24 protein-coding genes are annotated in these 23,324 nt (G+C 71.3%); 20 read left to right on the top strand and 4 right to left on the bottom strand.

Going from position 1 to position 23,324, the window contains the following annotated elements; all coding sequences use genetic code 11:
* Positions 1–38: 38 nt before the first annotated feature.
* The gene (locus tag ADK54_RS12030) at positions 39–902 is read right to left on the bottom strand and encodes an SCO6745 family protein (protein WP_053725576.1); all 864 of its coding nucleotides are present in this window, start codon (positions 900–902) and stop codon (positions 39–41) included.
* 122 nt (positions 903–1,024) lie between these two features.
* Here ADK54_RS12030 and ADK54_RS12025 point away from each other — a divergent pair, with 122 nt between their 5' ends.
* Genes ADK54_RS12025 through ADK54_RS12015 form a run of 3 tightly spaced genes read left to right on the top strand, consistent with a single transcriptional unit; the run spans position 1,025 to position 3,329 of the window.
* Positions 1,025–1,987 carry a GlxA family transcriptional regulator gene (locus ADK54_RS12025; protein ID WP_053725575.1) on the top strand — a complete coding sequence of 321 codons (963 nt, stop codon included), beginning with the start codon at positions 1,025–1,027 and terminating at the stop codon, positions 1,985–1,987.
* A gap of 23 nt (positions 1,988–2,010) precedes the next feature.
* Positions 2,011–2,658 carry a DJ-1/PfpI family protein gene (locus ADK54_RS12020; protein ID WP_053725574.1) on the top strand — a complete coding sequence of 216 codons (648 nt, stop codon included), beginning with the start codon at positions 2,011–2,013 and terminating at the stop codon, positions 2,656–2,658.
* Between the two features lie 32 nt (positions 2,659–2,690).
* Positions 2,691–3,329 (top strand): DJ-1/PfpI family protein, encoded by a 639-nt coding sequence (locus ADK54_RS12015; RefSeq protein WP_053725573.1) that lies wholly within the window; start codon positions 2,691–2,693, stop codon positions 3,327–3,329.
* Here ADK54_RS12015 and ADK54_RS12010 read toward each other — a convergent pair.
* A complete protein-coding gene (locus tag ADK54_RS12010) occupies positions 3,301–4,068 on the bottom strand; it encodes an enoyl-CoA hydratase/isomerase family protein (protein WP_053725572.1) in 768 nt (255 codons plus the stop codon). The genes ADK54_RS12015 and ADK54_RS12010 overlap by 29 nt on opposite strands.
* A 77-nt stretch (positions 4,069–4,145) precedes the next feature.
* Here ADK54_RS12010 and ADK54_RS12005 point away from each other — a divergent pair, with 77 nt between their 5' ends.
* Both ADK54_RS12005 and ADK54_RS12000 read left to right on the top strand, forming a co-directional pair.
* Positions 4,146–4,823, top strand: a complete 678-nt coding sequence (locus ADK54_RS12005) for an HdeD family acid-resistance protein (protein WP_053725571.1) — start codon at positions 4,146–4,148, stop codon at positions 4,821–4,823.
* 137 nt (positions 4,824–4,960) lie between these two features.
* Positions 4,961–5,461 (top strand): ATP-binding protein, encoded by a 501-nt coding sequence (locus tag ADK54_RS12000; protein WP_053725722.1) that lies wholly within the window; start codon positions 4,961–4,963, stop codon positions 5,459–5,461.
* On the opposite strand, the gene idi is transcribed toward ADK54_RS12000, so the two are convergent.
* Positions 5,436–6,038: an isopentenyl-diphosphate Delta-isomerase gene (gene idi, locus ADK54_RS11995; RefSeq protein ID WP_053725570.1), complete on the bottom strand. Its 603-nt coding sequence runs from the start codon at positions 6,036–6,038 to the stop codon at positions 5,436–5,438. The two genes, ADK54_RS12000 and idi, sit on opposite strands and share 26 nt — an antisense overlap.
* A gap of 115 nt (positions 6,039–6,153) precedes the next feature.
* A complete protein-coding gene (locus ADK54_RS11990; RefSeq protein ID WP_053725569.1) occupies positions 6,154–7,095 on the bottom strand; it encodes a cation diffusion facilitator family transporter in 942 nt (313 codons plus the stop codon).
* 411 nt (positions 7,096–7,506) lie between these two features.
* Here ADK54_RS11990 and ADK54_RS11985 point away from each other — a divergent pair, with 411 nt between their 5' ends.
* From ADK54_RS11985 to ADK54_RS11915, 15 genes are all read left to right on the top strand, one after another.
* Positions 7,507–9,303: a DUF5941 domain-containing protein gene (locus ADK54_RS11985; RefSeq protein ID WP_053725568.1), complete on the top strand. Its 1,797-nt coding sequence runs from the start codon at positions 7,507–7,509 to the stop codon at positions 9,301–9,303.
* On the top strand, positions 9,300–10,037 hold the full coding sequence (locus ADK54_RS11980; RefSeq protein WP_053725567.1) for a sugar phosphate nucleotidyltransferase: 738 nt from the start codon (positions 9,300–9,302) through the stop codon (positions 10,035–10,037). Before ADK54_RS11985 ends, ADK54_RS11980 begins: the two co-directional genes overlap by 4 nt.
* The gene (locus ADK54_RS11975; RefSeq protein WP_053725566.1) at positions 10,025–11,086 is read left to right on the top strand and encodes an iron-containing alcohol dehydrogenase family protein; all 1,062 of its coding nucleotides are present in this window, start codon (positions 10,025–10,027) and stop codon (positions 11,084–11,086) included. The genes ADK54_RS11980 and ADK54_RS11975 overlap by 13 nt, the downstream gene beginning before the upstream one ends.
* On the top strand, positions 11,064–11,843 hold the full coding sequence (locus ADK54_RS11970; protein ID WP_053725565.1) for a CDP-alcohol phosphatidyltransferase family protein: 780 nt from the start codon (positions 11,064–11,066) through the stop codon (positions 11,841–11,843). The genes ADK54_RS11975 and ADK54_RS11970 overlap by 23 nt, the downstream gene beginning before the upstream one ends.
* Positions 11,844–11,851: 8 nt before the next feature.
* Positions 11,852–12,724, top strand: a complete 873-nt coding sequence (locus ADK54_RS11965) for a glycosyltransferase family 2 protein (protein WP_420717300.1) — start codon at positions 11,852–11,854, stop codon at positions 12,722–12,724.
* Between the two features lie 55 nt (positions 12,725–12,779).
* On the top strand, positions 12,780–13,661 hold the full coding sequence (locus tag ADK54_RS11960; RefSeq protein WP_053725563.1) for an ABC transporter permease: 882 nt from the start codon (positions 12,780–12,782) through the stop codon (positions 13,659–13,661).
* Positions 13,654–14,460 carry an ABC transporter ATP-binding protein gene (locus ADK54_RS11955; protein ID WP_078966321.1) on the top strand — a complete coding sequence of 269 codons (807 nt, stop codon included), beginning with the start codon at positions 13,654–13,656 and terminating at the stop codon, positions 14,458–14,460. Before ADK54_RS11960 ends, ADK54_RS11955 begins: the two co-directional genes overlap by 8 nt.
* Positions 14,461–14,880: 420 nt before the next feature.
* Positions 14,881–15,774: a squalene synthase HpnC gene (hpnC, locus tag ADK54_RS11950; RefSeq protein ID WP_199826931.1), complete on the top strand. Its 894-nt coding sequence runs from the start codon at positions 14,881–14,883 to the stop codon at positions 15,772–15,774.
* Positions 15,771–16,721 carry a presqualene diphosphate synthase HpnD gene (hpnD, locus tag ADK54_RS11945; protein ID WP_199826930.1) on the top strand — a complete coding sequence of 317 codons (951 nt, stop codon included), beginning with the start codon at positions 15,771–15,773 and terminating at the stop codon, positions 16,719–16,721. Before hpnC ends, hpnD begins: the two co-directional genes overlap by 4 nt.
* A 136-nt stretch (positions 16,722–16,857) precedes the next feature.
* Positions 16,858–18,240: a hydroxysqualene dehydroxylase HpnE gene (hpnE, locus tag ADK54_RS11940; protein WP_053725560.1), complete on the top strand. Its 1,383-nt coding sequence runs from the start codon at positions 16,858–16,860 to the stop codon at positions 18,238–18,240.
* On the top strand, positions 18,237–19,346 hold the full coding sequence (locus ADK54_RS11935; protein ID WP_053725559.1) for a polyprenyl synthetase family protein: 1,110 nt from the start codon (positions 18,237–18,239) through the stop codon (positions 19,344–19,346). Before hpnE ends, ADK54_RS11935 begins: the two co-directional genes overlap by 4 nt.
* A gap of 112 nt (positions 19,347–19,458) precedes the next feature.
* The gene (gene shc / locus ADK54_RS11930; protein ID WP_053725558.1) at positions 19,459–21,453 is read left to right on the top strand and encodes a squalene--hopene cyclase; all 1,995 of its coding nucleotides are present in this window, start codon (positions 19,459–19,461) and stop codon (positions 21,451–21,453) included.
* Complete coding sequence (locus ADK54_RS11925; RefSeq protein WP_053725557.1) at positions 21,453–22,097, top strand: 1-hydroxy-2-methyl-2-butenyl 4-diphosphate reductase; 645 nt, start codon at positions 21,453–21,455, stop codon at positions 22,095–22,097. The genes shc and ADK54_RS11925 overlap by 1 nt, the downstream gene beginning before the upstream one ends.
* Before the next feature lie 5 nt (positions 22,098–22,102).
* Positions 22,103–23,125 (top strand): adenosyl-hopene transferase HpnH, encoded by a 1,023-nt coding sequence (gene hpnH / locus ADK54_RS11920; RefSeq protein WP_053725556.1) that lies wholly within the window; start codon positions 22,103–22,105, stop codon positions 23,123–23,125.
* 4 nt (positions 23,126–23,129) lie between these two features.
* Positions 23,130–23,324 (top strand): flavodoxin-dependent (E)-4-hydroxy-3-methylbut-2-enyl-diphosphate synthase (locus ADK54_RS11915; protein ID WP_159047735.1); only part of this gene is annotated, 195 nt, incomplete at its 3' end.

Here is a 23,324-nt window from a genome sequence, read left to right as displayed (position 1 = left end):
GAGGCGCCATTGTGGCAGGCGGCACCGACAACCGACGGTCAGCCCTTGCCGACGAGGTCGGCCGGGAAGCCGCCCGCCAGGGCCGCCGCCACCAGGAAGCCCTTGGCGAGTTCGGTGAGCCGGGCCACGCCCTGCGCGCCGAGGAGTTCGTAGGGGGCGAGGTCGAGGCGGTCGGTACGGTCCTCAAGGTCGGCGCGCAGTGCCACGCCCGCCTCCGTCAACTCGCCCTCCCCGTCGAGCAGTCCGCGCTCGCGGAGCCGCCCGGCCGCCGCGTCCCAGTCCGACTGCTCCCAGCCGCGCGTGGCCATGACCCACTTGCGTGCCATGCCCTTGCCGGTCGCGGTGTGGCTGACCAGTGCCTCCAGCGGGTCGAGGGACAGGTCGAGCAGCGCGGTGAGGTGCCCGTCGCCGCGGTGCTCGCGCAGCAGCGTCGTCGCGTGCCAGTAGGCCAGGTGCGGCTGGTCGGGCACGGGCAGGTCGGCGTGCGCGGCGTACAGGGGCCGGGCGTGCCGGGTGCAGCCCTCGGCGGCGCGCAGCGCGAGCCGGGCCGCCTCCGCCATCTCGTCCGAGGCGATGGCCTCCTCGCCGAGCAGGCGGCGCAGCGTGCTGTCGACGGCCCTCAGGCGTGCGGCGAGCACGGCCTCGGGGGAGGCGGTGCGCCACACCGCGGGCAGGTGCCGGGCTATCAGGTCGTGCCGGAAGTTGTAGAACGTGGCCGCCACGACCCCGGGGCCCACGGCTCCCATCGCGGCCGCACGCCCCGCGAAGTAGGCGGCGCCGGGGTCCTCGACACCGAGCCCGGCGAGCTCCTTGGTGAAGTCCGGTGAGAAGTAGACCGTGGCGTGCAGCGAGTTGAGGGGGTTGTGGCAGTGGCGTCCGGCGCGCGGCGGGAGAGAACTCATACCCAGCACGTTACCGACTGGTCGGTACGCCGTGAAGGGGTGGGTCGGGCTCGGTCGGGGATGGCAGGAAAGGTGGGGTTCTCGTCATTGCGGCCATCGCGGCCTGCCCCAAGGATGGGGGCATGACGCAGCACTCCGTCCTGGTGGTCCTCTTCGACGACGTCCAGAGCCTCGATGTGACCGGACCGGCCGAGGTGTTCGCCGCGGCGGGCCGCGTCCTCGGGGACCGCGCCGCCTACCGGCTGCGCTTCGCCTCGCTCGACGGGGCCCCGGTCGCCGCGCACAGCGGGCTGCGCCTCATGGCCGACTCCGCGCTCGCCGACGCCGGTCCTGCCGACATCCTGCTCGTCCCGGGCGGTGACGGCGCCGGCGCGCCCGACCCCCGGCTGGTCGACTGGCTGCGGGCGCACGGCCCGGACGCCCGGCGGCTCGTCTCGGTGTGCACGGGCTCGCTGCTGCTCGCCGAGGCCGGGCTGCTCGACGGGCGCAGGGCCACCACGCACTGGGCCCTGTGCACCCGGATGACGAACCGCTATCCGGCCGTGCGCGTCGAGCCGGATCCGATCTTCGTGCGGGACGGCAACGTCGCCACCTCGGCCGGGGTCACCGCGGGCATCGACCTGGCGCTGGCCCTGGTGGAGGAGGACCACGGCAGGGACGTGGCCCTGGCCGTCGCCCGCGCGATGGTGGTGTTCCTGCGGCGGCCGGGCAACCAGGCCCAGTTCAGCGCCCAGCTCGCCGCGCAGACGGCCCGGCGCGAGCCGCTGCGCGAACTCCAGCAGTGGATCACCGAGCACCCGGACGGCGACCTGTCCGTCGAGGCCCTCGCCCAGCGGGCCAGCCTCTCGCCGCGCCACTTCGCCCGCGCCTTCCACGCCGAGACCGGCACGACCCCCGGCCGCTACGTCGAGCGCGTCCGTCTGGAACACGCCCGGCGCCTCCTCGAAGAGACCCCGAACGGCGTCCAGGAGGTCTCCCGCGCGGCCGGCTACGGCACCCCCGAGGCCATGCGGCGCGCCTTCGTCAAGACGCTGGGCACGGCCCCCGCCGAGTACCGCCGCCGCTTCCGGCCCAGTCCCGCGTGACCCTCCGTAAGAAGGCAGCAGACATGCAGATCGCGATCCTGCTCTACGACCGGTTCACCGCCCTGGACGCCGTCGGCCCGTACGAGATCCTGGGCCGGACGCCCGGCGCCGAGACGGTGTTCGTGGCCGAGCGGGCCGGGCTCGTACGCAACGACAACCGGGGCAGCCTCGGCCTCGCCGCCGACCGCACGCTCGGCGAGGTGCTGCGGCCGGACGTCGTGGTGGTCCCGGGCGGCCCGGGCCAGACCCGGCAGATGGACAACGCGGCCGTCCTGGACTGGCTGCGCGCCGTCGATGCCACGTCCACCTGGACGACATCGGTGTGCACGGGCTCGCTGCTGCTCGCCGCGGCCGGTCTGCTGAACGGCCGGCGCGCGACCTCGCACTGGCTCGCCCTCGACCACCTCGCGACGTTCGGCGCGCGGCCCACCGGGGAGCGGGTCGTCTTCGACGGCAAGTACGCCACGGCCGCCGGCGTCTCCTCCGGCATCGACATGGGGCTCGCCCTGCTCGGCCGGATCGCCGGCGACGAGCGGGCCCAGGCCGTCCAGCTCCTCACCGAGTACGACCCGCAGCCGCCCTACGACGCGGGCTCGCCCGACAAGGCCCCGGCCCATCTCGTCGAGGAGTTCCGCGCCGCGAGCCGATTCGGCCCCGCAGACCAGAACTGACCGAACCCGCAACCTCCTCAGAAGGACAGCCCATGCAGATAGCCGTCGCCCTGTACCCCGGCTTCACCGCCCTGGACGCGATAGGCCCGTACGAGACCCTCAGCCCGCTCCCCGGCGCCGAGACGGTGTTCGTCGCCGAGCAGGCCGGGCCCGTACGCAACGACAGGGGGAGCCTCACCCTGGTCGCCGAGAAGTCCTTCGCGGAGGTGACCCGGCCGGACATCGTGATCGTGCCGGGCGCCCCGCCCGAGGCCGTCGAGCCGCACCTTCAGGGCGGGCCGCTCGTCGACTGGCTGCGCACCGTCGACATCGCCTCGACCTGGACGACGTCGGTGTGCACGGGCTCGCTGCTGCTGGCTGCCACCGGGCTCCTCAAGGGCCGTCGCGCGACCTCGCACTGGCTCTCGCTCGACCACCTCGCGACGTTCGGCGTGACACCGACCGGTGAGCGGGTCGTCTTCGACCACAAGTACGTCACCGCGGCCGGCGTCTCCTCCGGCATCGACATGGGCCTGACCCTGGCCGGGATGATCGCCGGGGACCGGCACGCCCAGGCCGTGCAGCTCCTCATCGAGTACGACCCGCAGCCGCCCTACGACGCGGGCTCGCCCGACAAGGCGCCCGCCGACCTGGTGGAGCACTTCAGGACGAAGGGCCTGCCTCGGGGCTGAGGTGCCAGGTGAAGCGCGGAGTCCGGCGCTCCAGGAACGCGGCGACGCCCTCCGCGGTGTCGCCGCTGCCGCGCTCCTGCTCCGCCCAGTGGGCGTCCCGGTCGATCCGGCCGTCCGCGAACTCCTTCGCCGCCGCCTGGGTGAGCTGTGAGCGCGAGACCAGGACGCGGGTGAACTCGGCCACCCGCTTGCCCAGTCCGCCCGCCGGCAGCACCTCGTCCACCAGACCCGTCCGCAGCGCGCGCTCGCTGTCGATCAACTCACCTGAAAACAACAGGTACTTGGCGGTCGATGGCCCGACCAGTGCGGCCAGGCGCCGGGTGGAGGACGCCGGGTAGACGATGCCGAGCTTCGCGGGCGTGACGCCGAAGAGCGCCCCCTCCTCGGCGAACCGCAGATCGCAGGCGGCCGCGAGCTGGCTGCCGCCGCCCACGCAGTGACCGCGCACCGCGGCCAGCGTCGGCTTGGGAAAGGCGGCCAGCGCCTCCTCGGCCCGTACCGCGAGCATCTTGGGATCGTTGCCGGGGTCGCGCAGCGTCGAGATGTCGGCGCCCGCGCAGAACGTGTCCCCGGCCCCGGTCAGCACCAGCGCCCGCACCTCCGGATCGGCGGCCAGGGCCGCGAGCAGCGGCGGCAGCGCCCGCCACATCGCGGACGTCATCGCATTGCGCTTGGCGGGGTTGCTGATGACGACGATGGCGACGCCCTCGGTGAGGCTCTGCTCCAGCTGCGGCTGCATGCGCCGGATGCTATCCGGGCACCCGAAACCTATGATCGCAAGGGGGGTCGTCGCACGCGCACCGTAAGGAGACGCTGATGGCCGGACCCAGGCACAACGTCGGGCGCGAAGGCCGGAAACTCAGCCGGAGCTTCGGGCTGCTCGCCCTGCTCGGGGCGATCCTCGTCGTGGCCGGCCTGGTGGGCCTCGGCTACACCGAGTTCGCCACCCTCACCACCATGCTGCTGTTCGGCTGGCTGCTGCTCGTCGGCGGCGTCGTGGGCCTCGCGCACGCGATCCAGTCACGCGGCTCCAGCTTCTTCTGGCTCGGCGTCGTGGTCGCCGCGCTGAACCTCGCCGCGGGCGTGGTGATCATCCGCCGCCCCGAGGGCAGCGCCGAGGCGCTCACGATGTTCGCCGCGCTGCTGTTCCTGACCGGCGGGGTCTTCCGCCTGGTGGGCAGTGTGGTGGTGCGCGGGCCGCAGTTCGGCTGGACGCTGGTGCAGGGCGCGTTCGGGGTGCTCCTGGGCGTCCTTGTGCTCGCGAACTGGCCGAGCAACAGCCGCTACGTCATCGGCTGTTTCTTCTCGCTGGCCCTGCTGTTCGACGGTCTCGGGCTGATCGCCATCGGATTGAGCGGACGCAGAATCGTCACTCTTGTGAGTGACGCCGTGACCCCCGTGGAGGCCGGAAGCGGCACACCTCCGATGTCTCCGACACCCCCGCAAGCCGTGGCAAAGCCCTCGGAGGGGGAGCAGAACCCGAAGGAGGGATGACCTTCTCTTGCATCGGGAATCAAAAAGCGGCGATAGATGCTGACTTCTGTTCAGTCGGCCGGTCCGGACCAACACACTCCACACACTCTTCAGTAGAGGGGTGTGCTGTCGAGCCGCGAGGGTGGGTGCCGGACAACATGGAGATCCGCGGGAGCCTCCCGCCCGAACCCGCCGCTCCGGCCAGGCAGCAGTCGTACGAGGGAGTGTGGCGGTTCACCGCGCCCGCCGTCGACGTCTCCGTGCCACAGGCCCGGCACGCGGTGCGAGACCTGCTGTGCCGACAGGGCGTACCGGCCCACGAGGACCTGATCCAGGGCCTGCTCCTGATCGTCTCGGAGCTGGTCACCAACGCGGTCAGACACGCGGCCCTGCTCTCGCCGCAGGTCGCCGTCGAGGTGGCGATCGGCGCCGAGTGGATCCGGGTGTCCGTCGAGGACAACCACCCCTACCGGCCCAAGGCCCTGGAGACCGACCACGGCCAGACCGGCGGCCGGGGGCTGCTCCTGGTGCGCGAGATCACCGAGGAGGCCGGCGGGGTGTGCGACGTCGAGCAGACCGCGAACGGCGGAAAGATCGTCTGGGCCGCACTCCCGCTGGCCCCGCTGCCGGGGATCACCAGCCCGCGTCGGGCCCCGTGAGCTCCTTGACCGCGGGCCGCGCCGCGTCGAGCACCGTCATGAACCACGCCGAGAACGTGGCGCGGGCGTGCCGCTCGGTGAGTTCCTCGGGCGTGACGAACGCCGTCTCGCCGACCTCCTCCGGGTCCGGCCGCAGCGGGGACTGCACCAGGCCCACGAAGAGGTGGTTGTACTCCTGCTCCACCAGGCCCGAGTCCGGATCCGGGTGGTTGTAGCGCACCGTGCCCGCCTCGGCCAGCAGCGTCGGCGAGATGCCCAGCTCCTCGTACGTACGCCGGGCGGCCGCCGCGAACGGGGACTCGCCGGGGTAGGGGTGGCCGCAGCAGGTGTTGGACCAGACGCCGGGGGAGTGGTACTTGCCGAGCGCGCGGCGCTGGAGCAGCAGCCGGCCCGCCGGGTCGAAGAGGAAGACGGAGAACGCCCGGTGCAGCTGCCCGGGCGCCTGGTGCGCGGAGAGCTTCTCCGCGGTTCCGATGGTGTTGCCGCTCTCGTCGACGAGTTCGAGCAAGATCTCTGGTGCGGCGCCCGCGGTCCCGTCCGACGAGTTGTTCGCCGTGGTGGCTGGTGTGCTCGGCATAACCATCCTTCGCTTCGGTCCTCGGCTGCCCAGTCTGCCGTACAAAAGCGGCGTGTCCGCCATTGACCGGCATCCGCATGTCCTGCCCCACGCGGGGCCCCGGGAACCACGCGTGTCAGTGGCAGAGCTTCGCCTCGTGCTCGGCGTGGCCGCCCGGCTCCAGCTGGAAGGTGCAGTGCTCGACGTCGAAGTGATCGCCCAGGCACCCCTGCAACTCGTGCAGCAGCTTCTCGTGCCCCACCGAGTCGAGCACCTCCTGGCTGACCACCACGTGCGCCGAGAGCACCGGCATCCCCGAGGTGATCGTCCAGGCGTGCAGATCGTGTACGTCCTCGACGCCCGGCAGCTCCACGATGTGCGCCCGCACCTCAGCCATGTCGACGCCCTTGGGCGCCGATTCGAGCAGCACGTTGAGGGTCTCGCGCAGCAGCTTGACGGTCCTGGGCACGATCATCAGGCCGATCACCAGGGAGGCGATCGGGTCGGCCGCCTGCCAGCCGGTGGTCATGATGACCAGACCGGCGATCACGACGGCCGCCGAGCCGAGCGCGTCCGAGAGGACCTCCAGGAAAGCGCCGCGCACGTTCAGGCTGTCCTGCTGCCCCTTCATCAGGAGCGACAGCGACACCGAGTTGGCGACCAGGCCGATCAGGCCGAAGACCACGGCCGTGCCGCCCGCGGTGTCGGCCGGCTCGACGAACCGCGAGACCGCCTCGAACAGGACGTAGCCGCCCACCCCGAGCAGCAGCAGACAGTTGGCGAGCGCCGCGAGTATCTCGGCGCGGGCGTACCCGAAGGTGCGGTTGCCCCCGGCCGGGCGGTTGGCGAAGTGGATGGCGAGCAGCGCCATCGCGAGGCCGAGGCCGTCCGTCGCCATGTGCGCCGCGTCCGCGACGAGCGCCAGCGAGTCCGCGAGCAGACCGCCGACGACCTCCACGACCATCACGGTCAGTGTGATGCCGAGTGCGATGCGCAGCCGTCCCCGGTAGGCGGCGGCCGCGGTGCCGGTCGGCGGTGGTCCGCCGTGCGTGTGTCCGTGGTCGTGCCCAGCCCCCATGAGGCCCTCCCAGATCCGTTTTCCGATCGATCCCTACGCTGTGTACGAGGGGTCAGTGAACTACGGGTAGGGGGTATGTGCAACACGGCACTGAACACCGTTGTCATGTGCTCTGACCTGCGAAAATGCTTGCAGGTCAGAGCGTCGGAGAGATCGCCGGCCCCTCCCTGGGACGCGGTCCGCGCGATCTGTGGGGCGGCGTCGTTCGAACGCGGTTTGTGGGCTGCGCCCTTGATCGACGATGATGATCGCGGCGCTCCCGCAACGGGCGCTGCCGGGCCGCCTCGGGCACAAACGGCCAGTGAATTCCCGGTTCCGTGCATCCGATAGCCTCTGCCGACGTGCCGCCCGCCCCTGTGCCGGGCCGGGCCGTCGCACTTCAGCCATGTCAGTCGCAAGGAGTGAGTTCGTCTGTCGACCGCCATCCTTACCGGTCCGCCGGTGCCCGGCTCGCAGCTCGGACCCGATCTGCTCGCGCTGGGTTTCGACGTGCAGCAGGCCTTCCTCCCCGACGATCTGCCCCGCCTCCTCGCCGAGGTTCCGACCGGTGAACGCGTCGCCCTGGTCGACCCGCGCTTCCTGGGGCACGTGCACGCGCTGCGCCTCGCGCTGACCGACCCCCGCTTCCCGGCGGCCTCGGTGTCCGGCGCCCTCACCGTCCAGGCAGAGGCCCGCCCGGCCCTCACCCGCGCCCTGGCCGGTGGCACGCAGGCGCCCGCCGCCCAGGCCGGTACGGCCTCCGTGCTCGCCGACGACATCGCCGCGGCCATCGAGGCCGACGGCGTCGCGGTGCACCACCCCGAGCTCGGCTCGCTCGTCGCGACCGTCCCCGCGGACGACGTCGCCGCGGTCGAGGCGGCCCAGGCCATCGCCGCCGTCGACGACGAGTCCGTACGCCTGCGCAATGCCGTGAAGTCCCGCGACGGCTTCTTCACCACCCACTTCATCAGCCCGTACTCCCGCTACATCGCGCGCTGGTGCGCCCGCCGGGGGCTCACCCCCAACCAGGTCACCACCGCCTCGCTGATCACCGCCCTGATCGCGGCTGGCTGCGCGGCGACCGGGACGCGCGGCGGCTACGTAGCGGCCGGAGTGCTGCTGATCCTCTCCTTCGTCCTGGACTGCACCGACGGGCAGCTCGCCCGCTACTCGCTCCAGTACTCGACGATGGGCGCCTGGCTCGACGCCACCTTCGACCGCGCCAAGGAGTACGCCTACTACGCGGGCCTCGCCCTCGGGGCGGCCCGGGGCGGCGACGACGTATGGGCACTGGCGCTCGGCGCGATGGTGCTCCAGACCTGCCGCCACGTCGTGGACTTCTCGTTCAACGAGGCCAACCACGACGCGTCTGCCAACACCAGCCCCACCGCCGCCCTCTCCGACAAGCTCGACTCGGTCGGCTGGACGGTGTGGGTGCGCCGCATGATCGTGCTGCCCATCGGCGAGCGCTGGGCGATGATCGCCGTGCTGACCGCCGTCACCACGCCCCGCATCGTCTTCTACGCGCTGCTCATCGGCTGCGCCTTCGCCGCCTGCTACACCACCGCCGGCCGCGTCCTTCGCTCACTGACCCGCCGTGCCACCCGCACCGACCGCGCGGCCCTCGCGCTCGCCGAGCTCGCCGACAGCGGGCCCGTCGCGCAGCTGGTCGCGGCCAGGGCACCCAGGATCCCGGGCCCCCCTGTGGTCGCCGCCGTCGGCGCCGCGGCCCTCGTCGCCGCGGCGCTCACGCAGCCGGTCGGCAGCCGCCAGATGATCGTCGCGGCCGTCTTCTACGCGATCCTGTCGGGCCTCGCCGTCGCCCGCCCCCTCAAGGGCGCCCTCGACTGGCTCGTGCCGCCACTCTTCCGGGTGGCCGAATACTGCACGGTCCTGATCCTCGCGGCCCGCTCGGACGTGAACGGGGCCCTTCCCGCAGCCTTCGGGCTGGTGTCCGCGGTCGCCTACCATCACTACGACACGGTCTACCGCATCAAGGGCGGCTCGGGCGCGCCGCCGAAGTGGCTGGTGCGGCTGATCGGCGGCCACGAGGGCCGCACGCTCGCGGTGACGGTGCTCGCCGCCGTCCTCGCCACGCGAGACACAGACTTCACCCTGGCGCTCACCGCCCTCGCGGCGGCCATCGCGCTCGTGGTGCTCGTGGAGTCCATCCGCTTCTGGGTGTCCTCCGGAGCACCTGCCGTACATGACGAAGGAGAAACAGCATGATTGGCCTCGTACTGGCAGCCGGTGCCGGACGGCGTCTGCGCCCCTACACCGACACGCTCCCGAAGGCCCTCGTGCCTGTCGACGGTGACACCACCGTCCTGGACATCGCGCTGAAGAACTTCGCCGAGGTCGGCCTGACCGAGGTCGCCGTCGTCGTCGGCTACCGCAAGGAAGCCGTGTACGCGCGCAAGGAGGCCCTGGAGGCCAAGTACGGCGTCGCGATCACGCTGATCGACAACGACAAGGCCGAGGAGTGGAACAACGCCTACTCCCTGTGGTGCGCCCGTGAGGTCCTCAAGCGCGGTGTGATCCTCGCCAACGGCGATACGGTCCACCCCGTCTCCGTCGAGAAGACCCTGCTCGCCGCGCGCGGCGACGGCCAGAAGATCATCCTCGCCCTCGACACGGTGAAGAGCCTCGCCGACGAGGAGATGAAGGTCATCACCGCCGACGGCAAGGGCGTCCAGCGCATCACCAAGCTGATGGACCCGGCGACCGCCACCGGCGAGTACATCGGCGTCACGCTGATCGAGGCCGAGGCCGCCGAGGAGCTCGCCGACGCCCTGAAGACCACCTTCGAGCGCGACCCCGACCTCTACTACGAGGACGGCTACCAGGAGCTCGTGAACCGCGGCTTCACCGTCGACGTGGCCCCCATCGGCGAGGTGTCGTGGGTCGAGATCGACAACCACGACGACCTGGCGAAGGGCCGTGAGATCGCGTGCCAGTACTGACGAGGCTCATCCCGTCCCCGGTTGTCGTCGACATCCGGGCCGGGGCGCTGGATGATCTGGCCGGCGTCCTCGCCGACCAGCGCATCTCGGCGTCGGGCAAACTCGCGGTGGCCATCAGCGGCGGCTCCGGGGCGGTGCTGCGCGAGCGGCTCGCCCCGGCGCTGCCCGGCGCCGACTGGTACGAGGTCGGCGGCGGCACGCTCGACAACGCGATCAAGCTCGCCGACGCGATGAAGTCGGGTCACTACGACGCGGTCGTCGGCCTCGGCGGCGGCAAGATCATCGACTGTGCCAAGTACGCCGCGGCACGCATCGGCCTCCCGTTGGTCGCCGTCCCGACGAACCTGGCGCACGACGGCCTGTGCTCGCCGGTCGCCACCCTCGACAACGACGCGGGCCGCGGCTCCTACGGGGTGCCCACGCCGATCGCCGTCGTCATCGACCTGGACGTCATCCGTGCGGCTCCGGTCCGCTTCGTGCGGTCCGGCATCGGCGACGCCGTGTCGAACATCTCCTGCATCGCGGACTGGGAGCTGTCCAACCGCGAGACCGGCGAGTCCATCGACGGCCTCGCCGCGGCCATGGCCCGCCAGGCCGGCGAGGCCGTGCTGCGCCACCCCGGTGGCGTCGAGGACGACGGCTTCCTCCAGGTGCTCGCCGAGGGCCTGGTCCTCACCGGCATCTCCATGTCGATCTCCGGCGACTCGCGCCCCGCGTCGGGCGCCTGCCACGAGATCAACCACGCTTTCGACATCCTCTTCCCCAAGCGGGCCGCGAGCCACGGCGAGCAGGTGGCCCTCGGTGCCGCCTTCGCCATGCACCTGCGCGGCGCCGTGGAGGAGTCCGCGCTGATGGCGAGCGTGCTGCGACGGCACCGGCTGCCGGTCACCCCACAGGACATCGGCTTCAGCGTCGACGAGTTCGTGCAGGCCGTCGAGTTCGCCCCGCAGACCCGCCCCGGCCGCTACACCATCCTCGAGCACCTCGACCTGTCCACCGACCAGATCAGGGACGCGTACGCCGACTATGCCAAGACCATCCGTAGCTGAGCTCCGCCCGGTCGTGCACCCCGCGGGTGTCAAGGACCGGGTCAGCGGAGAACACTGGGGCGGCCGCCTGTACATGCGCGAGATCTCCCTGCGCATCACCCGCGTCCTGGTCACCACCAAGGTCACGCCGAACCAGCTGACCTACCTGATGACCCTCAGCGGTGTCCTCGCCGCCCCGGCCCTGCTCATCCCGGGCATCTGGGGCGCGGTCCTCGGCGTCGTGGCCGTCCAGGGCTATCTGCTGCTCGACTGCGTCGACGGCGAAGTCGCGCGCTGGAAGAAGCAGTTCTCGCTCTCCGGGGTGTACCTGGACCGCGTCGGCGCCTACCTGTGCGACGCGGCGGTCCTGGTCGGCTTCGGCCTGCGCGCCGCCGACCTGTGGGGCGGTGGCCGGATCGACTGGCTGTGGGCCTTCCTCGGTACGCTCGCGGCCCTTGGCGCGATCCTGATCAAGGCGGAGACCGACCTCGTCGGCGTCGCCCGGCACCAGGCCGGTCTGCCGCAGGTCAAGGACGCGGCGGCCACACCGCGCTCGTCCGGCATGGCGCTGGCCCGCCGGGCCGCCGCCGCGCTGAAGTTCCACCGCCTGGTCCTCGGCATCGAGGCGTCCCTGCTGATCCTGGTCCTCGCGATCGTGGACCAGGTCCGGGGCGACCTGTACTTCTCGCGCCTGGGCGTCGCGGTGCTCGCCGGCATCGCGCTCCTTCAGACGGTGCTGCACCTCGTGTCCATCCTCGCCTCCAGCAGGCTGAAGTGAGCGCCCCCATGAAGGTCGGCGCGGTCGTCATCACCATGGGCAACCGCCCCGCCGAGCTGCGGGCCCTGCTCGACTCGGTCGCCAAGCAGGACGGCGACCCGGTCGAGGTCGTCGTGGTCGGCAACGGCGCCCCGGTCCCGGACGTCCCCGAGGGCGTACGCACCGTGGAACTGCCGGAGAACCTGGGCATCCCGGGCGGCCGCAACGTCGGCATCGAGGCGTTCGGCCCCTCGGGCGCGGAGGTCGACGTGCTGCTCTTCCTCGACGACGACGGGCTGCTCGCCAACCCGGACACCGCCGAGCTGTGCCGCAAGGCCTTCGCGGCCGACCCGGAGCTGGGCATCATCAGCTTCCGGATCGCCGACCCGGAGACCGGCGTCACCCAGCGCCGCCACGTCCCGAGGCTGCGCGCCGCCGATCCGATGCGCTCCTCGCGCGTGACGACGTTCCTCGGCGGCGCCAACGCCGTGCGCACCCGGGTGTTCGCGGAGGTCGGCGGGCTGCCCGACGAGTTCTTCTACGCCCACGAGGAGACCGACCTCGCGTGGCGGGCGCTCGATGCCGGCTGGATGATCGACTACCGCGCGGACATGGTCCTGCACCACCCGACGACCGCCCCGTCCCGGCACGCGGTGTACCACCGGATGGTGGCCCGCAACCGGGTCTGGCTGGCCCGGCGCAACCTGCCCGCCCCGCTCGTCCCGGTCTACCTCGGGGTCTGGCTGCTCCTCACCCTGGCCCGCAAGCCCTCGGGCCCGGCTCTGAAGGCCTGGTTCGGCGGCTTCAAGGAGGGCTGGGCGACGCCCTGCGGACCGCGCCGCCCCATGAAGTGGCGTACGGTCTTCAAGCTCACCCGGCTGGGCCGTCCCCCCGTCATCTGAGAGTCTCGGCTCTGAGACCATCGGGCGTAGTTCTTGAACACGAAAGTTTTCACTTGTGAGTGACACAACCCTGTCCCCGGCGGACCTCGCCGCCAAGCACGGGCTGTCGGTGAGCGGAGCCCGGCCCGGGCTCTCCGCCTACATCAAGCAGCTGTGGGGCCGGCGCCACTTCATCCTGTCGTTCTCGTCGGCCAAGCTGACCGCCCAGTACAGCGAGGCGAAGCTCGGCCAGATCTGGCAGGTGGCGACGCCCCTGCTGAACGCGCTCGTCTACTACTTCATCTTCGGCGTTCTGATGAACGCGAAGCGGGGCATCGACTCGAACGCGTACATCCCGTTCCTGGTCACCGGCGTGTTCCTGTTCACGTTCACGCAGAACTCGCTGATGGCGGGCGTCCGGGCGATCTCGGGCAACCTCGGCCTGGTGCGGGCCCTGCACTTCCCGCGCGCCTCGCTGCCCGTCTCCTTCGCGCTGCAGCAGCTCCAGCAGCTGCTCTTCTCGATGATCGTCCTGATGATCGTGGTCGTGTCCTCCGGCTTCATGCCGAGCATGACCTGGCCGCTGATCATCCCGGTGCTCGCGCTGCAGTTCGTGTTCAACACCGGCCTGGCGCTGATCTTCGCGCGGCTCGGCTCCAAGACGCCGGACCTCGCGCAGTTGATGCCGTTCATCATGCGTACGTGGATGTACTCGTCCGGCGTGATGTTCAGCCTCAGCACCGTACTCAAGGGCAAACCGCACTGGCTGAAGGACATCCTTCAGTGCAACCCCGCCGCGGTCTACATGGACCTGGCGCGCTACGCCCTGATGGACGGCTACGGCGGCCACTCGCTGCCCCCGCACGTGTGGGCCCTCGCGGCCGGCTGGGCGGTCGTCGTCGGTGGGCTGGGCTTCGTGTACTTCTGGAAGGCTGAGGAGCGGTACGGCCGTGGCTGAGGACATCAAGGACCGCATCGCGGTCGAGACGCGGATTCCCACCGTCATCTGCGACGACGTGCACATCGTGTACACCGTCAATGGCGGTGGCGGAGGCAAGGGCAGCGCGACCGCCGCCCTGAGCCGCATAGTCAAGAAGGACAAGACCGGCGGCGCCTCCCGGGGCATGCGCCGGGTGCACGCCGTCAAGGGCGTGTCGTTCACGGCGTACCGCGGCGAGGCCATCGGCCTGATCGGCTCCAACGGTTCGGGCAAGTCGACGCTGCTCCGGGCGATCGCCGGCCTGCTGCCGCCCGAGAGCGGCCGGGTCTACACCGACGGCCAGCCCTCGCTGCTCGGCGTGAACGCGGCGCTGATGAACGACCTGACCGGCGAGCGCAACGTGATCCTGGGCGGCCTCGCCATGGGCATGTCGCGCGAGGAGGTCAGGGAGCGCTACGAGGAGATCGTCGACTTCTCCGGCATCAACGACAAGGGCGACTTCATCTCGCTGCCGATGCGGACGTACTCCTCCGGCATGGCGGCCCGGCTGCGGTTCTCCATCGCCGCGGCCAAGGACCACGACGTCCTCATGATCGACGAGGCGCTCGCCACCGGTGACCGGCAGTTCCAGATCCGCTCGGAGGAGCGCATCCGGGAGCTGCGCAAGCACGCCGGAACCGTCTTCCTGGTGAGCCACAGCATCGGCTCCATCCGGGACACCTGCGACCGCGTGCTCTGGCTGGAGCGCGGCGAGCTCCTCATGGACGGGCCGACGGACGAGGTCGTGAAGGCCTACCAGAAGGAGTCCGGCCGCTGACATTTGGCCATCCGGCGGACAGCGGAACCCGCGGCCCCTGTCGATCAACCCCGGCAGGGGCTTCCGCGTCCTATGGTGTGGCCGGACAGTCAAGATCCCGTCAAGTTGCCAGTGTGCGGGGAAGGTTGGGCCGGATTGGAGTGTTGTTGTAATGCTCGCAACACCCCGACGTGTTGTCGGCCGTTGTACAACGTAAGCTGTACCGGTGCTGATTCGCGGCAAGTGGGGTAATACGCCCCGGGCTCCTCGCGAGACGGGTCGCCCCGTCCGGGGAGGTCAGGCGGCGTGTCCGAAATAGGATGTTTTGGGTCGGCGGTGTAGAACGGGAGATGTGACGGCCATGGCTACGGAAAATCTCCAGCTCAAAGGGACGGCCGCCGTTCCCGCGCCGGGCGGTACCCGGTGACCCCAGTGCGGGACGTGCGCACCGGATCCTCCTCGCGCGCCACGCTCGACAAGGCCACGGACGAGAACTTCCCGGTGGCCCCCTTCTTCCTGCCGCGCGCGTGGCGCGACGACCTGATGGCCGTCTACGGCTTCGCCCGGCTCGTCGACGACATCGGTGACGGCGACCTCGCCCCCGGCGGCGCCGACGCCCGCCACCTGGGCGTCGCCCCCGCCGACGCGGACGACCGGCTCCACATGCTCGACGCCTTCGAGACGGATCTGCGCCGCGTCTTCGACGCGACGCCGCACCACCCGCTCCTGAAGGCGCTGCAGCCCACCGTGCGGCGCTGCGCGCTGACCCCCGAGCCGTTCCTCGGGCTGATCGCCGCCAACCGCCAGGACCAGCGGGTCGCGCGCTACGAGACGTACGAGGAACTGCTCGCCTACTGCGAGCTTTCGGCCAACCCCGTGGGGCGGCTCGTCCTCGCCATCACCGGCACCGCGAGCCCGGAGCGCATCCGCCGTTCCGACGAGATCTGCACGGCGCTGCAGATCGTCGAACACCTCCAGGACGTCAAGGAGGACCTCGGGCGGGACCGGATCTATCTGCCCGCCGAGGACATGGCGCGGTTCCACGTCACGCAAGCCGATCTGGCCGCCCCCACAGGGAGCGCCTCGGTGCGTGCCCTGGTCGCGTTCGAAGCGGAACGCGCCGGGTCGTTGCTGAATGAAGGCACCCCCCTGGTGGGTAGCGTCCACGGCAGACTCAAGCTGCTGCTGGCCGGATTCGTGGCCGGAGGACGCGCCGCGCTCGACGCGGTCGCTGCCGCCGGCCACGACGTACTCCCGGGACCGCCCAAGCCCACCAGGGCAAGGCTGATGCGCGAGGTGGGAGCCGTCTTGCGAAGAGCGCGTAGAGAGGGGTGAGCCGGACAGTGGAGGCACAGGCACCCGTGTCCGCACCGGTACAGGCCGCATACAGCTATTGCGAGGCCGTGACCGGGCAGCAGGCGCGCAATTTCGCGTACGGCATCAGACTGCTGCCGGCCGACAAGCGGCAGGCGATGTCGGCGCTGTACGCGTTCTCGCGCCGGGTCGACGACATCGGCGACGGCACGCTGGCCGACGGCGCCAAGGAGGTGCGCCTGGAGGAGACCCGGGCGCTGCTCGGGCGCATCCGCGACGGCGGGGTCGACGAGGACGACACCGACCCGGTGGCGGTCGCGCTCGCGGACGCGGCGCGCCGGTTCCCGATCCCGCTCGGCGGGCTCGACGAACTCATCGACGGCGTCCTCATGGACGTGCACGGCGAGAGCTACGAGACCTGGGACGACCTGAAGGTCTACTGCCGGTGTGTCGCGGGTGCCATCGGTCGGCTCTCGTTGGGCGTTTTCGGTACGCAGCCGGGCGCACCGGGCATCGAACGCGCCGGGGAGTACGCCGACACGCTGGGGCTCGCGCTCCAACTCACCAACATCCTCAGGGACGTTCGCGAGGACGCCGGCAACGGGCGGACGTACCTGCCTTCGGACGACCTCGCCAAGTTCGGCTGCTCGACGGGTTTCAACGGCCCCGTGCCGCCGCCCGGCTCCGACTTCGCCGGGCTCGTCCACTTCGAAGTGCGGCGCGCCCGGGCCCTGTTCGCCGAGGGCTACCGGCTCCTTCCCATGCTGGACCGGCGCAGCGGCGCCTGCGTCGCCGCCATGGCCGGGATCTACCGGCGGCTGCTCGACCGCATCGAGCGCGACCCGGAGGCGGTGCTGCGCGGGCGGGTCTCGCTGCCCGGACGCGAGAAGGCGTACGTGGCGGTACGCGGACTGTCCGGCCTCGACACCCGGCACGTCTCCCGGCAGACCGCCAGGAGGCGCGCCTGATGCACCACGCGCACCCGGACGAAGGGCTGAGCACCATTACGCAGGCCCGACGTGCAACTTCCCGGCACGTTGATGCGTCCCTGACTGCGTCGGCCTGCCGTGCGCACCACGCCGGCGCGGCCAAAGGGGAGGGCGCATGAACGACGCGCAGCCCAAACGCGCGGTGGTGATCGGCGGCGGACTCGCCGGGATCACCGCGGCGCTCGAACTCGCCGACGCGGGCCTGGGCGTGACCCTCGTCGAGGGCCGCCCGCGCCTGGGCGGTCTCGCGTTCTCCTTCCGGCGCGGCGAGCTCACCGTGGACAACGGCCAGCACGTCTACCTGCGCTGCTGCACCGCCTACCGGTGGTTCCTCGACCGGGTCGGCGGGGCCGAACTCGCCCCGGTCCAGGCCAAGTTGGACGTCCCCGTCCTCGACGTGGCGCACCGCGGGGGCCCCCGGCTCGGCCGGCTGCGCCGCGACGCACTGCCCGTGCCGCTGCACCTCGCCCGGAGCCTGGCGACCTACCCGCACCTCTCGCTCGCCGAGCGGGCCTCCGTCGGGCGCGCCGCGCTCGCGCTCAAGAAACTCGATCCGGCCGACCCGGCCCTGGACGGCGTGGACTTCGCGACGTGGCTGGGCCGGCACGGCCAGTCGGCGCGCACCATCGAGGCCCTGTGGGACCTGGTGGGCGTCGCGACCCTGAACGCCACCGCGCCGCACGCCTCGCTGGGCCTGGCCGCCATGGTCTTCAAGACCGGGCTGCTCTCCGAGCCGGGCGCCGCCGACATCGGCTGGGCCCGTGTGCCGCTCGGCGAACTGCACGACACGCTGGCCCGCAAGGCCCTCGACTCGGCGGGGGTGCGCACCGAGACGCGTACCAAGGCCGAGGCCATCTCCCGTACGGGCAACGGCAGTTGGCAGGTCCAGCTGGCCGGCGAGACGCTGGACGCCGAGGTCGTCGTGCTCGCCGTGCCGCAGAAGGAGACGCACGACCTGCTGCCCGACGGCGCCCTCGACGAGCCGGGCAAGCTGCTCGACATCAACACCGCGCCGATCCTCAACGTCCATGTCGTCTACGACCGCAAGGTCCTGCGGCAGCCCTTCTTCGCCGCGCTCGGCAGCCCGGTGCAGTGGGTCTTCGACCGGACGGACTCCTCGGGGCTGAAGGGCCAGGGGCAGTATCTGGCCATCTCGCAGTCGGCCGCCGAGGACGAGATCGACCTGCCCGTGGCCGAACTGCGCGCCCGCTATCTTCCCGAGCTGGAAAAGCTGTTGCCCGCGGCGCGCGGCGCGGAGATCCTCGACTTCTTCGTCACCCGGGAGCGGACAGCGACGTTCGCCCCCACCCCCGGCGTCGGACGGCTGCGGCCGTCGGCACGGACCCGCGCGGACGGCCTGTACCTGGCCGGCGCGTGGACCGCGACCGGCTGGCCCGCGACCATGGAGGGAGCCGTGCGCAGCGGATTCAGCGCCGCCGGCGCCGCCCTCTCCACCCTCGGCCGCCCCCATGTTCATCCGCTTCAGGAGGCGGCATGACTGTTAGCAGTACTGGAACAAGAGGAGAGACTGTGCCGACTGTGCCTTCGGCTTCGGCGAATCCGGCTGTGGACACCGTGGACGTCAACGCCCTGCTGGAGCGGGGGCGCGCGCTGTCGACTCCGGAGCTGCGCGCGGCCGTCGACCGGCTCGCGGCTCCCATGGACACCGTCGCCGCCTACCACTTCGGGTGGATCGACGCCCAGGGCCGCCCGGCGGCCGGCGACGGCGGCAAGGCCATCAGGCCCGCGCTCGCCCTGCTCTCCGCCGAGGCGGCGGGCGCCAGTGCGGAGGTCGGGGTGCCGGGGGCGGTCGCCGTGGAGCTCGTGCACAACTTCTCGCTCCTGCACGACGACCTCATGGACGGCGACGAGCAGCGCCGCCACCGCGACACGGTGTGGAAGGTGCACGGCCCCGCCCAGGCGATCCTCGTCGGCGACGCCCTGTTCGCCCTCGCGAATGAGGTCCTGCTGGAACTCGGCACGGTCGAAGCGGGCCGCGCCACCCGCCGACTCACCACCGCCACCCGGAAGTTGATCGACGGTCAGGCCCAGGACATCTCCTACGAGCACCGCGAGCGGGTCACCGTCGAGGAGTGTCTGGAGATGGAGGGCAACAAGACGGGCGCGCTGCTCGCCTGCGCCGTCTCCATCGGCGCGGTCCTCGGCGGCGCCGACGACAGGACCGCCGACACCCTTGAGGCGTACGGCTACCACCTCGGCCTCGCCTTCCAGGCCGTCGACGACCTGCTCGGCATCTGGGGCGACCCGGACGCCACGGGCAAGCAGACCTGGAGCGACCTGCGCCAGCGCAAGAAGTCGCTGCCGGTCGTCGCGGCCCTCGCCGCGGGCGGCCCGGCCTCCACGCGGCTCGGCGAACTGCTCGCCGCCGACGCCAAGAGCAACGACTTCGACAGCTTCTCCGAGGCGGAGTTCGCCACCCGCGCGGCCCTGATCGAGGAGGCCGGCGGCCGCGAGTGGACCTCCCAGGAGGCCCGCAGGCAGCACACCATCGCCATCGAGGCGCTCAGCGCCGTCGACATGCCGGAACACGTCCGCGCGCAGCTCACCGCGCTCGCGGACTTCGTCGTCGTCCGAAAGAGATGATCGCCATTCCCATATGACTCGCAGTCGCCGGTAGGGCCCGTTGGCACGGGCCCCGCCGACGGAGACCCCAGCACAGCAGAAGTAGCAACTGCACTTGCATTAAGGGGAAGCCATGACAGCGACGACCGACGGAAGCACCGGGGCCCCGCGGCCCCGGGCCGCCGCGGCCAGTGCAACAACCGGGATCACTCCCGGCGCGGACGCGGTACTCGACGCCGCCCGGCAGGCCGCCGAGCGCGGCGTCGAGCATCTGCTGGCGAGGCAGGACGCCCAGGGCTGGTGGAAGGGCGACCTGGAGACCAACGTCACCATGGACGCCGAGGACCTGCTGCTGCGTCAGTTCCTCGGGATCCAGGACGAGAAGACCGTCCAGGCGGCCGCCCTCTTCATCCGGGGCGAGCAGCGCGACGACGGGACCTGGGCCACCTTCTACGGCGGGCCCGGCGAGCTCTCCACCACCATCGAGGCGTACGTCGCGCTCAGGCTGGCCGGTGACCGGCCCGAGGACGCGCACATGGCCCGCGCCTCGGCCTGGATCAGGGCGAAGGGCGGGATCGCGGCCGCCCGGGTCTTCACCCGCATCTGGCTGGCCCTGTTCGGCTGGTGGAAGTGGGACGACCTGCCGGAGCTGCCGCCCGAGCTGATCTTCCTGCCCAAGTGGGTCCCGCTCAACATCTACGACTTCGGCTGCTGGGCCCGGCAGACCATCGTGCCGCTCACGGTGGTCTCGGCCAAGCGGCCGGTACGGCCCGCCCCCTTCGCGCTCGACGAGCTGCACACCGACGCCCGCCGCCCCAATCCGGTCAAACCCCTTGCCCCGGTGGCGAGTTGGAACGGCGCTTTCCAGCGGCTCGACAAGGTCCTGCACGCCTACCACAAGGTGGCCCCGCGCACGTTGCGCCGCACCGCGATGCGCAGCGCCGCCCGCTGGATCATCGAGCGCCAGGAGAACGACGGCTGCTGGGGCGGCATCCAGCCACCTGCCGTGTACTCCGTGATCGCCCTGCACCTGCTCGGGTACGACCTCCAACACCCCGTGATGCGGGCCGGGTTGGAGTCCCTTGACCGGTTCGCGGTGTGGCGCGAGGACGGCGCCCGGATGATCGAGGCCTGCCAGTCCCCGGTGTGGGACACGTGCCTGGCCGCCATCGCCCTGGCCGACGCGGGCGTGCCGGCCGACCACCCCGCCCTCGTCAAGGCCGCCGACTGGATGCTGGACGAGGAGATCACCCGGCCCGGTGACTGGGCCGTACGGCGTCCCCAACTCCCCCCGGGCGGCTGGGCGTTCGAGTTCCACAACGACAACTACCCTGACATCGACGACACTGCCGAGGTGATCCTGGCGCTGCGCCGCGTCAAGCACCCGCGGCAGGCCAGGGTCGACGCGGCCATCGCCCGCGGGGTGCGCTGGAGCCTCGGCATGCAGTCGAAGAACGGCGCCTGGGGCGCGTTCGACGCCGACAACACCAGCGCCTTCCCCAACCGGCTGCCCTTCTGTGACTTCGGGGAGGTCATCGACCCGCCGTCGGCCGACGTCACCGCGCACGTCGTCGAGATGCTCGCCTACGAGGGCAAGTCGCACGATCCGCGCACCCGGCGCGGCATCGAGTGGCTGCTTGCCGAACAGGAGGCCAACGGCTCCTGGTTCGGGCGCTGGGGCGTCAACTACGTGTACGGCACGGGGTCGGTGGTGCCCGCGCTGACCGCCGCCGGGATCCCCGCCTCGCACCCCGCGATCCGGCGCGCGGTCGGCTGGCTGGAATCCGTACAGAACGACGACGGCGGCTGGGGCGAGGACCTGCGCTCGTACGGCGAGACCGAATGGGCGGGGCGCGGCCCCTCCACCGCCTCGCAGACCGCCTGGGCGCTGCTCGCGCTGCTCGCGGCGGGGGAGCGGGACGGCAAGGCCGCCGAGCGGGGCATCGCCTGGCTCGCCGAGAACCAGCGCGAGGACGGCTCCTGGGACGAGCCGTACTTCACCGGCACGGGGTTTCCCTGGGACTTCTCGATCAACTACCACCTCTACCGGCAGGTCTTCCCGCTGACCGCGCTCGGCCGCTACGTCCATGGAGAACCGTTCTCCCCCAACGGCACCAAGGGGAGTTGATGGACGCACCCCAGGCCCCGCAGCCCGTGCCGATGGTGATCGCCTGTGCGCTCACCATCGAGCGGCTCGCGCTGCGCGGCGCCCGCGGCGGCGCGGCGGGGCCGGTCACCGTGCTGCGCAGCGGCATGGGCCCCCCGGCCGCCGAGCGCGCCGTCGTCCGGACCCTTGGCGGGGACCGGATGCGCGACGCGGCGGTCATCGCCTCAGGCTTCTGCGCCGGCCTGGTCCCCGGGATGCACCCGGGGGACCTGGTCGTCGCCGAGGAAACCCGCGACCCGCGGGGCACCACGGTGTGCACCGACATCGAGGTGCTCGCCAAGGCGCTCGCCGAGGCGCTGCCGGGCCGCACGGTCCACACCGGCCCGCTCACCGGGTCGGACCACGTCGTACGGGGCCCCGAGCGGGCCGATCTGCGGGCGACCGGGGCGATCGCGGTGGACATGGAGTCCGCCGCCACGCTGTGGGCCGCCCAGCAGGCCGGACCGCGTCCGGTTGCGGCCGTACGGGTGGTCGTGGACGCTCCAGAACATGAACTCGTCCGGATTGGCACGGTGTGCGGTGGAATATCAGCCTTCCGCGTTCTTCGTGCCGTCCTTCCCGCTTTCTTTGAATGGCACCGTTCTTTGCTGCTCCCCAGGAGGTGAGCCAGATGGCCATGCCGCTTCGTCAGTCCATCAGGGTCGGGACCTATCTCTTTGAACAGAAGTTGCGGGGGCGTGAGAAGTTCCCGCTGATCGTCGAGCTGGAACCGCTCTTCGCCTGCAACCTGAAATGCGAGGGCTGCGGAAAGATCCAGCATCCGGCCGGGATCCTGAAGCAGCGGATGCCGGTGGCCCAGGCCGTCGGAGCGGTCCTGGAATCCGGTGCGCCGATGGTCTCCATCGCGGGCGGCGAGCCCCTGATGCACCCTCAGATCGATGAGATCGTGCGGCAGTTGGTGGCCAAGAGGAAGTACGTCTTCCTGTGCACCAACGCGCTTCTGATGCGCAAGAAGCTGGAGAAGTTCAAGCCTTCGCCGTACTTCGCCTTCGCCGTGCACATCGACGGGCTGCGCGAGCGGCACGACGAGTCGGTGGCGAAGGAGGGAGTGTTCGACGAGGCCGTCGAGGCGATCAAGGAGGCCAAGCGACAGGGCTTCCGGGTCACCACCAACTCGACCTTCTTCAACACCGACACCCCGCAGACCATCATCGAGGTGCTCAACTTCCTCAACGACGACCTCAAGGTCGACGAGATGATGATCTCGCCCGCGTACGCCTACGAGAAGGCACCCGACCAGGAGCACTTCCTGGGCGTCGAGCAGACCAGGGAGCTCTTCAAGAAGGCGTTCGCCGGCGGCAACCGGGCGCGCTGGCGGCTCAACCACTCGCCGCTCTTCCTGGACTTCCTGGAGGGCAAGGCCGACTTCCCGTGCACGGCGTGGGCGATCCCCAACTACTCCCTCTTCGGCTGGCAGCGGCCCTGCTACCTGATGAGCGACGGGTACGTGCCGACGTACCGGCAGCTCGTGGAGGAGACCGACTGGGACAAGTACGGCCGCGGCAAGGACGAGCGGTGCGCGAACTGCATGGCGCACTGCGGCTACGAGCCGACCGCCGTGCTCGCCACCATGGGGTCGTTGAAGGAGTCGATCCGGGCGGTCCGCGAGACCGTCCAGGGAAACCGCGGGTGATGTCATGAGCCTCGGAGAGCCGGTCTCCCTGGGGCTCCCCGCGCTGCCGGCCCGGCCGCTGGCGGTGCGTCGCCCCTCGCGGCGCATCCAGGTCGGGTCGGTGGCGGTCGGCGGGGACGCACCCGTCTCGGTGCAGTCCATGACCACGACGAGGACGTCGGACATCGGTGCGACGTTGCAGCAGATCGCCGAGTTGACG

It is taken from the genome of Streptomyces sp. WM6378 (assembly GCF_001279695.1).
Lineage (GTDB): Bacteria > Actinomycetota > Actinomycetes > Streptomycetales > Streptomycetaceae > Streptomyces.
This window is presented reverse-complemented; position numbering and strand designations above follow the sequence as displayed.

What these genes read in the sequence shown, in the direction of transcription:
- hpnE (WP_053725560.1), top strand. Translation starts at nt 16,858, where the DNA reads ATGAACGACGCGCAGCCCAAACGCGCGGTGGTGATCGGCGGCGGACTC.
- shc (WP_053725558.1), top strand. Translation starts at nt 19,459, where the DNA reads ATGACAGCGACGACCGACGGAAGCACCGGGGCCCCGCGGCCCCGGGCC.
- hpnH (WP_053725556.1), top strand. Translation starts at nt 22,103, where the DNA reads ATGGCCATGCCGCTTCGTCAGTCCATCAGGGTCGGGACCTATCTCTTT.
- idi (WP_053725570.1), bottom strand. Translation starts at nt 6,038, where the DNA reads ATGCCGAGCACACCAGCCACCACGGCGAACAACTCGTCGGACGGGACC.
- ADK54_RS12025 (WP_053725575.1), top strand. Translation starts at nt 1,025, where the DNA reads ATGACGCAGCACTCCGTCCTGGTGGTCCTCTTCGACGACGTCCAGAGC.
- ADK54_RS11965 (WP_420717300.1), top strand. Translation starts at nt 11,852, where the DNA reads ATGAAGGTCGGCGCGGTCGTCATCACCATGGGCAACCGCCCCGCCGAG.
- ADK54_RS12015 (WP_053725573.1), top strand. Translation starts at nt 2,691, where the DNA reads ATGCAGATAGCCGTCGCCCTGTACCCCGGCTTCACCGCCCTGGACGCG.
- ADK54_RS11990 (WP_053725569.1), bottom strand. Translation starts at nt 7,095, where the DNA reads ATGGGGGCTGGGCACGACCACGGACACACGCACGGCGGACCACCGCCG.
- ADK54_RS11980 (WP_053725567.1), top strand. Translation starts at nt 9,300, where the DNA reads ATGATTGGCCTCGTACTGGCAGCCGGTGCCGGACGGCGTCTGCGCCCC.
- ADK54_RS11970 (WP_053725565.1), top strand. Translation starts at nt 11,064, where the DNA reads ATGCCAAGACCATCCGTAGCTGAGCTCCGCCCGGTCGTGCACCCCGCG.
- ADK54_RS12030 (WP_053725576.1), bottom strand. Translation starts at nt 902, where the DNA reads ATGAGTTCTCTCCCGCCGCGCGCCGGACGCCACTGCCACAACCCCCTC.
- ADK54_RS11935 (WP_053725559.1), top strand. Translation starts at nt 18,237, where the DNA reads ATGACTGTTAGCAGTACTGGAACAAGAGGAGAGACTGTGCCGACTGTG.
- ADK54_RS11925 (WP_053725557.1), top strand. Translation starts at nt 21,453, where the DNA reads ATGGACGCACCCCAGGCCCCGCAGCCCGTGCCGATGGTGATCGCCTGT.
- ADK54_RS12000 (WP_053725722.1), top strand. Translation starts at nt 4,961, where the DNA reads ATGGAGATCCGCGGGAGCCTCCCGCCCGAACCCGCCGCTCCGGCCAGG.
- ADK54_RS12020 (WP_053725574.1), top strand. Translation starts at nt 2,011, where the DNA reads ATGCAGATCGCGATCCTGCTCTACGACCGGTTCACCGCCCTGGACGCC.
- ADK54_RS12010 (WP_053725572.1), bottom strand. Translation starts at nt 4,068, where the DNA reads ATGCAGCCGCAGCTGGAGCAGAGCCTCACCGAGGGCGTCGCCATCGTC.
- ADK54_RS12005 (WP_053725571.1), top strand. Translation starts at nt 4,146, where the DNA reads ATGGCCGGACCCAGGCACAACGTCGGGCGCGAAGGCCGGAAACTCAGC.